The organism is Hydrobacter penzbergensis, from assembly GCF_900106985.1.
In the GTDB taxonomy this organism is placed as follows: domain Bacteria; phylum Bacteroidota; class Bacteroidia; order Chitinophagales; family Chitinophagaceae; genus Sediminibacterium; species Sediminibacterium magnilacihabitans.
The window spans coordinates 13,996-28,684 of record NZ_FNNO01000005.1; the positions used below are offsets into that span (position 1 = coordinate 13,996).

Below are 14,689 nucleotides of genomic sequence, written 5' to 3' on the forward strand. Positions count from 1 at the left end.
ACTGTTCTTTTTCATCGCAGAAGGCGATGAGGAGGCTTACTCTTTCATCGCTTTTCTCAGCATTGCAATACTTTTTGGCACAGCGGTAGCAGCATCTTCTTTTCCTTCGTATTCGAGCGAAAGATAACCGTGATAGTTTACGTTGTTGAGTATGGAAATGATGCGGTCGTAATCGAGGTCGAGTGTATACCATTCACCTCCTCCGTAATAGGTCTTGGCTTGCACAAAAACGGCTTGAGGCGCAATCTTCTCTAGTTTCGAATAAGGATTTTCCAGGAAATTACCAGTATCCATTAAGAGGCCCAGCCAGGGTGAGTCGATGGCTTTTTTAATGCGCAGCATACCTTCGGGAGTGGAGCAGAGGCCCCAATGGTTTTCCAGTGCCAGCACAACACCGTGCTGTTCGGCTGTGGGAATGCATTGTTGAATGGCTTCTATGCACCATTTGTAGCCGTCGTCTTCTGTATAACCGGGAAGAATAGGTTCTATACCACGGTTTTTCATCAGTTCATCGAATGATGCGGTAGTACCCCATCTGCCCGAATTGAGCCGCATGCAGGGTACACCCATTTTTGCAGAGAGCTCAATCCATTCTTTTGTATTATCGATATTCTTTTGCCATTCTTTTTTATCGGGTGTTACAAATCCCTGGTGAATAGAAAGACAGGTGAATGCAATGCCGTTATTATAGGCACGCCGTTTCAGTTCGTTGATGTATTTGGTGTCGGTACCGTTCATCTGCCTGTGTAGGATATCGATGCCTTCCACTCCTAGTTTTGCTGCTTCATCAATTACTTTTTCAACAGGGAATTTTTCTCCTTTGAAATGCCAATACGAATAAGAAGAGATACTGAGTTTGATACGCGGTTTCGGCTGTACAGCAACTTCGTTGTTGTTGCTGATACGAACGGCGGGTAAAACGGCAGTAGCCAAAGCACTGCCAAATCCATTACGGATGAATGAACGACGTGAGTTTTTCATACTTGATGCAATCAGGTTTTAGAGGTTATTTGAAAATTAATGAATAATATTCATAACCTGGTAAGTCCTTTTTTTGTATTATTAATGAATAATTGTTCATAACACCACCACCACTATTATGAAAAAGATCTGTACACTTTTCACAGGATTGTTTTTACTGCTTTTATCTTTTCACGCAAAGGCCCAGTCGCCACAGACCAACGATTATTTTGTAGGCAAATGGAATGTTGATGTGAAAGCCACACCCGAGGGCGACAAAAACCTGATCGTTCACCTGGAGCGCAAAGACGGCAAGCTGGTTGGATTTTATACCTCAAAGGCAAGACCCGATACCGTTCAGTTTTCTAAAGTGGAAGAAAAAGAAAAATCCGTGACCGTGTATTTTGCTTACAATGGAAACGATGTATACATCAGGCTGGATAAGAAAGACGACGACCATACCGCCGGCAGCACACTGGACACCTACGATACCACCGGCGAGCGCATCAAAACAGCAGATGCCAAGCTGTAACCATTGATTCAATCATCCGGGCTCAGGCCCGAACAATGGTGCAGATATAACAGCAGGCGATAGCACTTCTTACATGGAGGAAATCGATATTGGGGTTGTTCTCAAGAACCTGGTTGATCTGGTGCTCAATTTCTAGGTTGTCGGGCACCAGCTCAGTATGCACCATGCGTTGTTCATGGCTGTAACCAATGAGTGTGAGGTGGAAACTCGGATTTTCTTTGATGGCTGGAGGGAAGCGGTAAACATCGGCATAAGGTTCTACATCTGCTGCTGAAATGAAAACAGGTCCGGGTTGGTTGAATGCATTGTCAATGGCAAAGGGACTGTGGCTGAGTAACAGGCGCTTATCTTTTCCATGCGTGAAAGGTTGGAAGGAAACCCGGCAGGGGCCTAATCCGCTTACAACTTCTTCTACAATTTGGTGGCCAAAATCATCTACCCGGCTGCTGCGCAATTTTGCCGCATATTCTTTCGAAAGAGGTACTACTCTGAATTTGTTCATGATGGTATGTTTTGATCTCAAAGGTCAAAACAAGCATGTGGTAGCACAACCCGAAACTTGCGGAATCTTTAATAAGAATAAGTCAAACTGATATTCCAAAGAAAATCATCGCCTGGTATGGTTGTCCGGAGTGTTTTATTCATAACCGATGAAACAGAAAAAGGGCAACCTCTTTTGGCGAATGTAAATGTTGAAGTCAGATAAACTCCATCTGTATCATCTGTTTTAAGATAATATACTTGTGGTACGGCCTTGATAAAAAACCGATTGCCCAGGCCGATGTTCGAAAAATTACAGCTCAATCCAAGAAAATTCAATTGTCTTAAATCACTGTTATAGCCACGGGCGTGCAGGTAATTAAAGCCAATACTGGTATTTTTAGAAAGCGCATAGCTGGGTGTGAGTTCGCCTACGAAAAACCTGGATGTGGTAAAATATTCTTTATTAACCCCATTGTCTAAAATGTTGGTTGTACTAAATACAAACCCAGGATGAAAACCTACACCCATGTTGAATTTCGCTGTTTCCACCAGCTTGTAACGAAACCAAAAAACAAAATACCACGGTTTAGCGTCTTTAAATCCAAAAGCCAATTCCGGTTCAAAGCTGAACCTGTTTCTTCTGACAGACAGGTTGAAAATGGCAGCAGGTTTTTCAAGACTGAATGTAGGTACTGTTGATATGCCGTTATTGGTAACAGAAACAGAACCTGTAACAAGCGTTTTTGTACTGTCGGTTTTTTGTGAAAGACCAAGCAAACTAAAGTGCAATAAGAAAAATAGAAGTAGCGTTTTTTTCATATCGCAAATTTCACTAACGCCCGCTGCATCCGGTTTATACAAGATACTGGTTTATTTACCAGTTTTACTGATTTTGCCCGGCTGTATAGCAATACCCTACTGCAATCACTAAATTTGATACTGAAAAGTTTAGTTATGGAGGAGCAGCTAAGATTTGATACGGTTAAGCAGTATAATGAACATGCGCTTGCAGAAACACTGCACCCGCAGGTTAGCGTTGTCAAATTCAGTGAAGTGCTCATGGTACAGAAGCAGGTTAAAAGAAGAGATGTAATAAGCATATAACTGACTAGTTTTTGGCCGCAATAAGCCCATGCTTTGCCATTACCATTTTTAATTTTTCTATATCGGGCGGGCCGCCGGCGTTGATAATTTCAGCCATTTCCTTGAAGAAAGCAGAGCCAAGCAGTCCGGGTGTAATAACAGTTAAACATTCGGCATGCGCTTGTTGCAGGTTGTTGAAACCATGAACGGCACCTCGGGGAATAAAGCAGGTGTCACCAGCGCCAATATCGATGGCCTTTCCATTCACTGTAAAAGTGATGATGCCTTCTAAACCATAAATGATCTCATCATAGCTTTCATGGTAATGAGGTACAGGCACCCGGGCACCTGCAGGAACGGTGAATTCAAACATGGCCATTGAGCCATTGGTGTCTGCTGCTTCAAGCAGGAAATCGATGGTAATCTGGCCTAATTGAATGGTTTGTTTATTCATGATGATCAATTTTTTAGTTTTCCATCACCGATAATTCAATATGCGAAGGTGCTTCGGCGCGACGGTAAATTTTGTGGGTGGCTTTTTGAAAATCTTCTTCTTTCGCTTCAAAAATGTTCGGAACAAATTTTTGCGGATTGCGGTCGATGATGGGGAACCAGCTGCTTTGCACCTGCACCATTATTTTGTGACCTTTTTTAAACACGTGGTTCAGGCTGTGCAGGTCAATGGTGTATGCTTCTACTTTGCCGGGCGTAGCGGCTTCGGGTTTTTCAAAACTTTTCTTGAACCGACCCCTGAACACATCATTGGCTACCATCCATTCATAGCCGGCCATTTTAGGTTCTTTTGGATAGTGTTCCGGGTATACATCAATCAGTTTTACTACCCAGTCTGCATCGCTACCGGTGGTGGAGGCAAATAATCTTGCGAGAATATTTCCGGTAACGGTAACGTTTTCTGAAAGCGTATCTGTTTCCCAACTCAGCACATCGGGCCTGTTTTGAACAAAGCGCTGGTCTTCAGTAAGCCAGGTGTACCAACGGGAGCCGGGTCCGTAAGTTTCTTCAATGGGCCTGGTGCGATAGGGAACAGGATGGGCAGGGTCGGAAATATAACTGTCGTAACCAGCTTCGGAGGAGGAGGTGGGTTTTTCAAAAGAAAGCTTTCCATTGGCATGGAAGTATAAATTTTTCTGCACGGCATCTTTGGGCGGCCAGCTATCGTAGTTTTTCCACTGGTTGCTACCTGTTTGAAAAGTGATGGCTTCGGCAAAATTCCCGTCGCCTTTGCCTTTCAAATGATAGGCAAACCAGCGGGCCTGGATGTTTTTCCTGAATGTTTCACCTGTGGCAGAATCGAACTGTATATTGCCCAACTTATTCCCGGGACCAAATGCCCAGCCACCATGGTTCCAGGGACCGAGCACGATATAATTTTTATGATGCACATCGGTTTTCTCCCATTTCTCATAGGCTTTTTGCGGGCCATAAAAATCTTCCTGGTCCCACCAGCCTGCCACGTTCATGATGTATACCCTTGGAGAGTCGAGGCGATAAGGCAGGCTTTGCTTTTGCCAGAATGCATCGTAATTCGGGTGATGCACAAAATCGTTCCAGGAAGGAAGTTTTCCGAAGAAATATTTTTTATTGACGTTCGATAGAGGACCCAGTTTTAAGTACCAGTCGTAGGTATCGTATTGATGGAAGGGAAAAAGCGAATCGGTTTTAGACGCTTCTTCCATAAAAGCATATTCAAAACCATAGCTCAGGCGAAAAGCGCCGTTGTGGTGAAAGTCATCGCCTAAGAACATATCGGCGGGCGTTGCCTGTTCAGAAACCGCCACCAGTGCGGGATGCGGGTCAATGGCGCCCATGACGGTTGTCCAGCCCGGGTAAGAAATGCCGTACATGCCGGCTTTGCCATTGTTATGGGGAATATTTTTAAGCAGCCATTCGAAGGTGTCGTACGTATCGGTACTTTCATCAATGGCTTTGGGATCTTTTTTATTCCTGTTGAAGCGCTGCATTTCAAATTGGCCTTCCGATGAATAGCGACCCCGTATATCCTGAAAAACAAAAATATAGCCGTCTTCGGCCATGTCTCTTGTGTACTGTATTTTTTCGGGGCTCGGGTATTTACTGACTCCGTAGGGCGTTCGTGTAAGTAAGAACGGTAAGGATTCTGTTTGATTTTTTGGCGTGAAAACAATCGTATGCAGTTTTATGCCGTCGCGCATGGGTATCATTACTTCACTGCGGTTGTACTTGTCGTCGTTGGTTTGAGAAAAAATTTCTTTGCTGATGAAAAAAGAAAACAACAGGAAGCAAAGGGCAACTGAAGTTGATTTCATAAGGGCAGATTGAGCCTTTAAGATATTGAAAAGTTGACAGTTCACATATTTAAGCGGGTGCCTGTCTTTATGAGTTCCAAATCTTGCAGTTTACGTCCAAAACTGTCGTCTGCGGCCAGCTTAAGAAAATCATCCTTTAAGCCCAGTACCCTCAGCGTATTAAAATAGGCTCCCAGTGATACACAGTCCTTTCTGTTCTCTGTTCGCGATTTGGGAACAGAGAACAGAAATGGGTTGTTTTGCTGAAAATTGGCCTGGATGCTACATCATATCAGAACCGTTTTGGGAGAAATCGTTATAAATCATTGATTTATGGTTTTTGCCGTGGGCCCACCTGGGCATGATCCTGGGACCCCTGATTATGAGTCAGGTGCTGAAAACCAATTAGTTAAACTGATTTGCTACCTATTTCTTAAGGATAGTGACCGATTTTGATGTTATCGCTTACAAATTGATGTTTCCTTACATCTGAACAGGTAATCTTCTATTATTCACAACCGTATTGACCAAGATCGACAATAAGCTGAGCAGTGCACACAGTATTGCCCCTAACCCCATGGCACCGGCTGAAAACAACGCATCGCCCGTGTACCAGATTCTGATAACGGTCCACACAAATGCAATACCCATGCCGCAGCCGGCCGAATAGCTGGTAGCTTGTAACCCCGCAGCCATACCATGGTCTTCCGGGTTGGCATAGTGTACAGATAAAGCCGTGATGCTGGGATAAGCAATGGCCATGGACAACCCGTTGTTGAAAAGAACAGACAGCAGCAGCCATCCCCAATGATATTGTCTGCTGCAAATAGCCAACAAAAGGCCGCTCAAAGTCATGAAAGCCAATCCAATGTTCACTACAGCCTTAAGTGACCATCTTTTCTGCAATAGAGGCAGCCACCATTTCGATACAGCCGCAGACAATATGCTGAACGGAAACAACAACAAACCGGTTTCTATCAACGACAAAGACACTACCTGCTGCACATAAATGGAAAGTAGGGAAATATAACTCATGAAAGAAGCGCCCATTAACACACCCGTGAGGTTACTACTAATAATGCCATTGTTCTTAAAAAGATCGGTGTTGAACAAAGGAGTAGCATTCCTTTTTTCGAAGTAACGGAACAGAACAAAAAACAGTACAGCCAATGCCAGTGCCGGCAGTAATAGTACCTGCTGTGTTTTGGAACCACTTGCATGGATGGTGAAAGTCAGCAACAATAAAACCAGGGTTAGTAAGGCGCCACCCCAGAAATCACTGTCTTCCTGTCGCAAGGTTTTTTTGTCAGCAGGGATTATTTTCAATGCCAGCAGAATAATGGGAGTGATGATGAATACGTTTAGACCAAATATCCATTTCCAGCCCAGGCTGCTCACAATGACAGCACCGAATACCAGGCCCGACGCAAAACCAATAGCAGCAAAGGCGCCAAATATACCCAACCCCCTGTTCACTTCCGTGGCATCATCGTAGAGGTTGCTGATGATAGAGATGGCCGCTGGAATGGCAAATGCCGCGCCAACTCCCTGGGCTGCGCGACATACCAGTAAAAAGGAAAGTGAAGTGGCAAAGAAAGCCGCCAGGGATGCGAGCAGGAAAATGCCAGAGCCTGTTATGTAAATGCGCCTCCTACCCAGCTTGTCAGATAAGCGGCCGCCCAGCAAGAGAAATCCTCCATAAAAAAGTACGTAGATCGACTGTATCCAATCGAAATAATCGGCAGCCGAATGCCATTCTCTTTGCAAAGAGGGTATGGCCAGATTAACAGCCGACACGTCTATCGTTTCAAAGAAAACAGATAAGCAGGCAATCAGAAGGATAATCTTTTTCTGCATAGGGCCACTATTTGAGTAAAGGTGGCTTTTCTTCGCAGAAATCCTGTGTAATTAAAATAAAAGAATTTTTTCCTATTCCCGACCCGTTTAACAGTACAATATTCTTTATCGCCTTTCATTCTTTCTGTGCACTGTACAAACATTCTGTTGCAAGTATTGTAGTGCTATCAAACCCTGTAACAAACAGCATTGATATTCATCCCCGCCCCAACCGATGCAAACAAGATCACATCGCCGCGGTGTATATCATGATTGTCCAGTATACCTCTTTTCACTAAGTCGAACAACGTAGGAATAGTGGCAACAGAGCTGTTGCCCAGTTTGTGAATACTCATGGGCATCACGTGTTCGGGAATATCTTTCAACCCATATAACTTATACAATACTTTAACGAAGCCCTCATCCATTTTCTCATTCGCCTGGTGCAGGAAGAATTTTTTTACTTCCGTTACATGTATGCCCGCTTTTTCCAGGCAGGCTTTCATGGCCAGCGGCACATGCTTCATGGCATACTCATATACTTTTCTTCCTTTCATCTTAATATACCGCACACAAGGGTCGGCACCAGGCTTGTAAGACTTGCCCATGTTCAGGTAATAAGCTTCATCTACGCAATGGCTTTGCACACTCGAAGCCAGGATGCCGCTGCCATTTTCCAAAGGCTCCAGCGCTTCAATTACACTGGCGCCAGCACCATCACTGAAGATCATACTATCGCGGTCGTATTTGTCTATCACCCGGCTCAGTGTTTCTGTTCCAATCACCAGGCATTTTTTGGCAATGCCCGCTTTAATAAAAGCGTCGGCTTGTATTACCCCCTGTATCCAGCCCGGGCAACCGAACAACAGGTCATAAGCTACGCAATTGGGGTTGCGGATGCCCAGCGCCTGTTTCACGCGCGAGGCCAGCGCTGGTAAAATATCGGTCTGGATGGTATGCTTGACTACATTACCAAAATTGTGTGCAACAATGATCTGGTCCAGTGTTTCGGGGTCTATGCCCGCATCTTCAATGGCATGCTTGGCGGCTACAATAGCCATGTCAGAAGCATTGAATTCATCACCCACATAACGGCGTTCTTCAATACCCGTGATGTCGCGGAATTTTTCAATGATCTCGTTGGGGGTCGCTACAATGCGTTCGTGGTCTTCTGTGTAGAAATCCTGCGATACGAATTCCTGGTTGGTCTTGATATGCGGGGGGATATAGCTTCCTATACCCGTAATAACAGTTCTGAATAGCAGCATGGCATTATGATTAGCGTATGAGGCAGGAAACTCAACCGGCCCGGTGCTCAAATTTAATCATTTGTGGCATTATAATTGAACGTATGTGCAGCGAAGGGGAATATAGCACTGTCATATTAATTACCCCCCCTTCCCGGTTTATACTATTATTATGGTAAAACCATTCATTAATATGTACATCCAGAGTCTACAACCCATTTTGGTAGAGCATAGCAGCTACCTCACCGTGCAGTCGGATAAAAACGCACGGCTGGTACTGAAAGTGCTGGATGTGGAAGGGCGCATGGCCAAAACCATGGTTACCAGTATCACCGAAGGTATCCAGCAACTGGTACTGAATATGAGCGACCTGGGAACCGGCTGTTATATCATCAACGCCTTTGCAGAAGATGTATTCATCAAATCGATCCGTTTCGAAAAACAATAACCCCTCAGTTATCTACATCAGGTACTAATTTGCGTTAGTTTTGTATTTTTCCGGGCTAAACCGCATTCCTGATTCTTAAAACCAAATCCCATGGCTATTCCGGTGGTAGACCTTGCCGATTTCCTGAGTGGCAACGCCCAACAAAAGGCGGCCTTTGTACAGGAACTGGGAAAAGCTTACGAAGAAGTAGGCTTCGTTGCAGTGAAAAATCATGGCATACCCGATGCGTTGATCGCCGACCAATACGAACATGTTCAACAATTCTTTGCGCTGCCTCTCGAGAAAAAACTGACTTACGAAATTCCCGGCCTGGCCGGCCAGCGGGGCTATACCAGTTTCGGCCGTGAACATGCCAAAGGCAGTGAAGCGCCCGATCTGAAAGAGTTTTTCCAATACGGACAAACCGTGGAAGACAACGACCCCATCAAAGCAGAATACCCCGATAACGTATCGGTAAGAGAAATTACCCCTTTCAATAAAACCCTGTTCGAAGCCTACCGCAATTTTGAAAAAAGCGGCAAGGCGCTGTTACGGGCCATCGCCCTTTACCTGGGGCTCGATGAACATTATTTCGATGCACACATCAAGAATGGTAATTCCATCCTGCGCTGTATACACTATCCGCCCATTACCAACGAACCCAAAAGCGCCATCCGTGCCGAGCAACACGAAGACATCAACCTCATTACTTTACTGGTAGGCGCCTCGGCCGATGGTTTGCAAATACTCACCAAGCAAGGCGAATGGGTGAACGTAACATCCTTACCCGAGCAAATTGTGGTGAATGTGGGTGATATGCTGCAGCGCTTAACCAATAACAAGTTGCGCAGTACCACACACCGCGTGGTGAACCCGCCCCGCAACCTGTGGCATACCAGCCGCTTCTCTATGCCGTTCTTCCTGCATCCGCGCAGCGAAATGAGCCTCGCCTGCCTGGAGAGCTGTATTGATGTATCGCATCCCAAAGCTTACCCTGATGCTACCGCCGGTGAATACCTGGATGAACGTTTACGCGAGATAGGACTTAAAAAATAGCTTGATACTGGTTCGACACATATCTTTTTTACGGGCTGTATTATGGCACAGCATCACTGCTTTCGGCGGTCCGCAAGGCCACCTGGGCATGATGATGAAAACATTTGTACAGCAGCGGCGCGATATTACCGCGGAAGAGTTGATGGAATACAATGGTTTCTGTCAGCTGCTGCCCGGCGCTTCGTCTACCCAAACACTCACACTGATAGGTTATAAAAGAGGAGGCATTCCGCTGGCCATCCTTACTTTAATGATATGGATATTACCCGCCTGCACCATTATGAGCGGGCTTTCTTTTTTACTGGAATATTTTTCAATGGAACACACCCGGAAAGATATTTTCCAGTTCATCCAACCCATGGCCATCGGCTTTATTGCCTATTCCACTTTTCGCATCTTTGGCATAGCCATACACAATACCATCACACGCGTGATCATGGTAGTGGCCACGGTAGCTACGTTTGTAGGGTTCAAAACACCCTGGATATTCCCCGCATTGATTATAGCAGCGGGCATCGCCACCAATTTCAGCGACAAACGCATCCCGCAAAAAGGCATCCCGCCCAAGAAAGTGAACTGGGGCAACCTGCTCATCTTCTTTGCCATCTTCGGTATCGCCGGTTATTTCTCCGAAACAGCCGCCACACAAAACTGGAAAACGCGCAAAGAGTTCAACCTTTTTGAAAACTCCTTCCGTACCGGCAGCTTCGTGTTCGGAGGAGGTGATGTGCTGATGACTTATATGTATGAGCAGTACGTAACACGTCCCACTACCAGACACATACGTGAAAAAAGACCCGATGTACTCAAAATGACCAAGGAAGAATTCCTCACTGGTTCGGGAATGGTAAGGGCCATACCTGGTCCTGTGTTTTCCATCAACGCATATACCGGCGGTATGTTGCTGCGCGGCAAAGGGCCGGGCTTCCAGTTATTGGGTTGCTTCATTGGAACGATTGCCATTTTTCTGCCCAGCATCTTATTGGTGCTGTTCTTTTTCCCGGTATGGCATAACCTTAAACGCTATGCGGTCATCTTCCGTTCGCTCGAAGGCATCAACGCTTCGGTGGTGGGCATCATGGCCGGCGCTACCTGTTACCTGATGAAAGATACCTTTCTTACCCAATTATGGCAGGGACAGGCAATAGCAATATGGGATATTGGTATCATCGCCGTTACTTTTTTCATCCTTTCCCGCAACCGCATACCGGCACCTTATATAGTAATGGGTTGCCTTTTATTGGGTGTACTGGCCTGAATCATTTTCTGTTTACAAAAAACTTGTATATTAGAGTATGGTCACATTAGCACTCTACAATCTGAAAGGTGGTGTTGGTAAGACGGCCGCCTCAATTAACCTGGCTTATTTAGCTGCCAGGGAAGGATATAAAACATTGGTATGGGATTTAGACCCGCAGGGGTCTTCTTCATTTTACCTTGGCGCCAAAGCCCCGGTAAAAAATGAAGCCCGTAAATTGCTGAAGGATGAAATGGAACTGACGGAAGCCATCCTGCCATCGCCGTATGAAAACCTCAGCATCATTCCGGCAGATATCTCTTCAAGGCAGGCAGATATTCTGTTGAATGAAATGAAACAATCGAAACGAAAGCTCGCTTCCATGCTGGCAGCTTTGAAGAAAGAATACGCTGTTGTGATATTGGATTGTCCGCCCGGCATTTCTGTATTGCACGATGCGGTTTTCGTGGCGGCAGACTGGGTGCTGATGCCCAATATCCCTACTACTTTGTCTATCCGTTCTTATGAAACGGTAGATGGTTATTTCAAAGAGAACGATTTCGACCGCTCTAAACTGAAATGCTTCTTCAGCATGGTAGATCATCGCAAGAACCTGCACCACGAAGTGATGCATGATTTTTATAAAGACAAATATTTCCTGAAAAGTTATATACCCTATCTCAGTGATGTAGAGAAGATGGGCGTACACGAAGCCCCGCTGGAAACCTATGCTGCCAGCAGCTATGCCGCGCAATGCTACCGCGATCTCTGGAAAGAGATCCGGAAAACCTGTATTGAATAATTTTGTGCGTTATGAAAAGAGAGATCACTGCCTGGTATAGTCCCGCCCTGGGAAAAGATATGCCCCTGGCATCTTACGGGCATTATGGATTTGCTTTGCTGTTGATCCCTACCGCCGCCGCAGATTACCTCGAATACGAACGGTTTCAGCTGATAGAATCATTGGCACCCTATATCAACGGCGGTAAGATACACGTGTTCAGTATCGACAGCATGAACCGTGAAAGCTGGATGAACAATGAAATGCTGCCGGAACACAAAGCCATCCGGCACAACCAGTTCAACGAATATGTTTTCAACGAAGTGATTCCCTATATCCGCACGCATACCAGCAATGAAACAATGATCTATACCTGCGGCGCCTCTTTTGGCGCACTGCATGCCATGAACCTTTTTTTAAAGAGACCCGATATCCTCAATGGCGCCATCAGCATGAGCGGCGTATATGACCTCACTGAATACACCAAGGGTTTCTGGGACGACCAGGTGTATTATAACAGTCCCCAGCATTACCTGCCTAATCTTGCCGACCCCTGGTATTTAGATAAGATCAGGGCCAGCCACCACATACATATTTATACAGGCAGCGGTGCCTATGAAGACCCCAATGCATCGCGCAGCTTTGCAGGTATCCTGTACAACAAAGGAATCAACTACGACCTCGATGTATGGGGCGTAGAGATCAATCACGACTGGCCCACCTGGCGTGCCATGCTTCCTTACATCATTGACGTTAAATTTTAACTACCTGTAAAAGAGTAGTTAATTCTGCGGAAGTCTGCCGGGGCTGTTATAATATTACAGCTCAATTGAAGGATTTGATCAAAAGGCTACCCGTTCTGTTCGTATTACTGACCCTTTGCTTTGTACTGTCGCAGCGAGCGGCAGCACAGTTCGTTACGGTAAAGGGAACAGTATACGATATCAGCGCCCGGCGGCCCATCGAGGCTGTGGCCGTTATGAGTAATTCGGGCAGGTCGGCACTCACCGACTCTTCCGGCAGGTACCTCATCACTGTTTTGCAACACGATTCTATCTGGTTTTCCCTGATTGGCAAATCCACCATGAAATACGCGGTAGACACCATCAGCAATATGGATAATTTCAATATTATGATCCATATAAGAGTGACCGAACTGCCCGAAGTGAGGGTGCGGAATAGCTACTATAAGTACGATTCTATGATGAACAGGCGCGATTACGCCAAGATCTTCGATTTCAAAAAGCCCACCATCAGCCTGAGCAAAGACTACGGTTATAACCCTGGTGGCCTTACGGTAGGCTTTGACCTCGATGCCATCATCAATATGTTCCGTACCAAACACAACCGAAGCATATTAACCCTGCAAGAACGTTTGTTGCAACAGGAGCGCGATAAATACATTGACCATCGTTTCAGTAAGCAGTTTGTACACAAGGTTACCCAACTGCAATCGCCCGAGCTCGACAGCTTCATGAAACGGTACCGGCCCGAATACGAAGTAGTGACGGCCCTCAACGACCTCGAACTGGGCTATTATATACAGCAATGTTTTGAGCAATATAAAGCCCTTCCGCGAAAAGGATGGAAGGGCGCATTGTGGCGTAGGGAGGAATAATTCGCCCGTTCAACCATTTATATATTGTTCTGCGGTAGCCATCAAAATAATTTTATCTTTAGCGGCTTTAAATTTTTAAGCCCCTTGAACAAATATTTTGTTTCCTTATTGGTCTTGCTGGTCATGGTATCCTGTAAAAACAGCAAAGGCGACCCCCCCGCAGATAAACAGAAAAAAGGCCCTTCCGAAACCATCGTTGATGTGATGGTAGCGCAATCGCAAACCATTTCCAGCCAGGTAGAGGCGAACGGTACCGTGGTAGCCAACGAATACGTAGAACTCCGCCCCGAAACCAGCGGCCGGCTTGTTTACCTCTATGTGCCGGAAGGAAACCTGGTAAAAAAAGGAACGGTCATTGCCCGTATCAATGATGCCGATCTGCAGGCACAGCTGAACAAGACCAAAGTGCTGCTCGACCTCGCGCAGAAAAATGAAGAGCGGCTGGCCAAGCTGCTGAAAGTAAATGGCGTAAACCTGTCGGATTATGATGCAGCGCTGAGCACCGTCAACGGATACAAGGCCGACCTGGTATACACCCAGTCACTCATAGATAAAACAGTGATCAAAGCTCCCTTCGACGGGATGATCGGATTACGCCAGGTGAGCCTCGGCGCCTATCTGAGTCCGGCCATCACGGTAGCCACCATGCAACAGCTCGATAAGATCAGGATCGATTTCACCCTTCCCGAAGAATACAGCAGGCTGATACAAAAAGGAAATACGGTAGATGTAACAGTAGATGCCACCCGCCAGACCAAAACCAAGGCCCGCATCATTGCTACCGAGCCGCAGGTTGATCAGAATACCCGCAATCTGAAAGTAAGGGCCTTACTCGATGGAGGCAAGGTAAATCCCGGCGCATTTGTAAAAGTCGTTGTTCAATCGGGCACCGATACCAAAGCCATCATGGTACCTGCCAACGCCATCATACAGGACGACCGCAGAAAACAACTGATACAGGTGAAAAACGGCAAGGCCAATTTCATAACGGTTGAGACAGGTGTTACGCAGGCAGATTTTGTAGAGATCACCAATGGGGTGAAACAAGGCGATACGATTGTAGTAACCGGCGTATTGTTTGCAAGACCCCAATCGCCCCTGAAAGTGCGCAGCGTAAAAACACTGGAACAGCTCAAGAATTAAG

General features: G+C 45.9%; 16 protein-coding genes. 9 read left to right on the forward strand and 7 right to left on the reverse strand.

All coding sequences use genetic code 11. The features are described from left to right. Positions 1–36: 36 nt before the first annotated feature. Positions 37–981, reverse strand: coding sequence for a sugar phosphate isomerase/epimerase family protein (locus BLU98_RS06805; RefSeq protein WP_092723296.1), 945 nt, complete (start codon positions 979–981; stop codon positions 37–39). A 118-nt stretch (positions 982–1,099) separates the two neighbouring features. Here BLU98_RS06805 and BLU98_RS06810 point away from each other — a divergent pair, with 118 nt between their 5' ends. Next, positions 1,100–1,492 carry a hypothetical protein gene (locus tag BLU98_RS06810; RefSeq protein ID WP_092723297.1) on the forward strand — a complete coding sequence of 131 codons (393 nt, stop codon included), beginning with the start codon at positions 1,100–1,102 and terminating at the stop codon, positions 1,490–1,492. Positions 1,493–1,514: 22 nt separating this feature from the next. Here BLU98_RS06810 and BLU98_RS06815 read toward each other — a convergent pair whose 3' ends face one another. Together BLU98_RS06815 and BLU98_RS06820 are read right to left on the reverse strand one after the other, a co-directional pair. Beyond that, positions 1,515–1,994, reverse strand: coding sequence for a DUF1203 domain-containing protein (locus BLU98_RS06815; protein ID WP_092723298.1), 480 nt, complete (start codon positions 1,992–1,994; stop codon positions 1,515–1,517). Between the two features lie 68 nt (positions 1,995–2,062). Next, positions 2,063–2,794, reverse strand: coding sequence for a hypothetical protein (locus tag BLU98_RS06820; protein WP_139173860.1), 732 nt, complete (start codon positions 2,792–2,794; stop codon positions 2,063–2,065). Positions 2,795–2,929: 135 nt separating this feature from the next. Between BLU98_RS06820 and BLU98_RS17745 the strand changes: the two genes are divergently transcribed. Beyond that, positions 2,930–3,079 carry a hypothetical protein gene (locus tag BLU98_RS17745; RefSeq protein ID WP_257574772.1) on the forward strand — a complete coding sequence of 50 codons (150 nt, stop codon included), beginning with the start codon at positions 2,930–2,932 and terminating at the stop codon, positions 3,077–3,079. A gap of 4 nt (positions 3,080–3,083) precedes the next feature. Here BLU98_RS17745 and BLU98_RS06825 read toward each other — a convergent pair whose 3' ends face one another. The 4 genes from BLU98_RS06825 to BLU98_RS06840 all read right to left on the reverse strand — a co-directional run bounded on the left by BLU98_RS06825 (position 3,084) and on the right by BLU98_RS06840 (position 8,447). Next, positions 3,084–3,512, reverse strand: coding sequence for a cupin domain-containing protein (locus BLU98_RS06825; RefSeq protein WP_257574773.1), 429 nt, complete (start codon positions 3,510–3,512; stop codon positions 3,084–3,086). 13 nt (positions 3,513–3,525) lie between these two features. Further along, positions 3,526–5,364 carry a CocE/NonD family hydrolase gene (locus BLU98_RS06830; RefSeq protein ID WP_092723300.1) on the reverse strand — a complete coding sequence of 613 codons (1,839 nt, stop codon included), beginning with the start codon at positions 5,362–5,364 and terminating at the stop codon, positions 3,526–3,528. 462 nt (positions 5,365–5,826) lie between these two features. Next, a complete protein-coding gene (locus tag BLU98_RS06835; protein ID WP_092723301.1) occupies positions 5,827–7,200 on the reverse strand; it encodes an MFS transporter in 1,374 nt (457 codons plus the stop codon). 167 nt (positions 7,201–7,367) lie between these two features. After that, complete coding sequence (locus BLU98_RS06840) at positions 7,368–8,447, reverse strand: 3-oxoacyl-ACP synthase III family protein (RefSeq protein ID WP_092723302.1); 1,080 nt, start codon at positions 8,445–8,447, stop codon at positions 7,368–7,370. A 172-nt stretch (positions 8,448–8,619) separates the two neighbouring features. On the opposite strand from BLU98_RS06840, the gene BLU98_RS06845 reads away from it, so the two are divergent. From BLU98_RS06845 to BLU98_RS06875, 7 genes are all read left to right on the forward strand, one after another. After that, complete coding sequence (locus tag BLU98_RS06845; protein ID WP_092723303.1) at positions 8,620–8,874, forward strand: T9SS type A sorting domain-containing protein; 255 nt, start codon at positions 8,620–8,622, stop codon at positions 8,872–8,874. 90 nt (positions 8,875–8,964) lie between these two features. Further along, on the forward strand, positions 8,965–9,909 hold the full coding sequence (locus BLU98_RS06850; RefSeq protein ID WP_092723304.1) for an isopenicillin N synthase family dioxygenase: 945 nt from the start codon (positions 8,965–8,967) through the stop codon (positions 9,907–9,909). Position 9,910: 1 nt separating this feature from the next. Continuing rightward, on the forward strand, positions 9,911–11,167 hold the full coding sequence (gene chrA, locus BLU98_RS06855; RefSeq protein ID WP_257574774.1) for a chromate efflux transporter: 1,257 nt from the start codon (positions 9,911–9,913) through the stop codon (positions 11,165–11,167). A gap of 37 nt (positions 11,168–11,204) precedes the next feature. Beyond that, positions 11,205–11,948 carry a ParA family protein gene (locus tag BLU98_RS06860; RefSeq protein ID WP_092723305.1) on the forward strand — a complete coding sequence of 248 codons (744 nt, stop codon included), beginning with the start codon at positions 11,205–11,207 and terminating at the stop codon, positions 11,946–11,948. A gap of 11 nt (positions 11,949–11,959) precedes the next feature. After that, positions 11,960–12,691: an esterase family protein gene (locus tag BLU98_RS06865; protein WP_092723306.1), complete on the forward strand. Its 732-nt coding sequence runs from the start codon at positions 11,960–11,962 to the stop codon at positions 12,689–12,691. Positions 12,692–12,765: 74 nt separating this feature from the next. Further along, positions 12,766–13,545 carry a peptidase associated/transthyretin-like domain-containing protein gene (locus tag BLU98_RS06870; protein ID WP_139173861.1) on the forward strand — a complete coding sequence of 260 codons (780 nt, stop codon included), beginning with the start codon at positions 12,766–12,768 and terminating at the stop codon, positions 13,543–13,545. Between the two features lie 84 nt (positions 13,546–13,629). Continuing rightward, entirely contained in the window at positions 13,630–14,688 is a 1,059-nt protein-coding gene (locus BLU98_RS06875; RefSeq protein WP_257574775.1) for an efflux RND transporter periplasmic adaptor subunit, read from the forward strand. The last annotated feature ends 1 nt before the right edge of the window (position 14,689 follow it).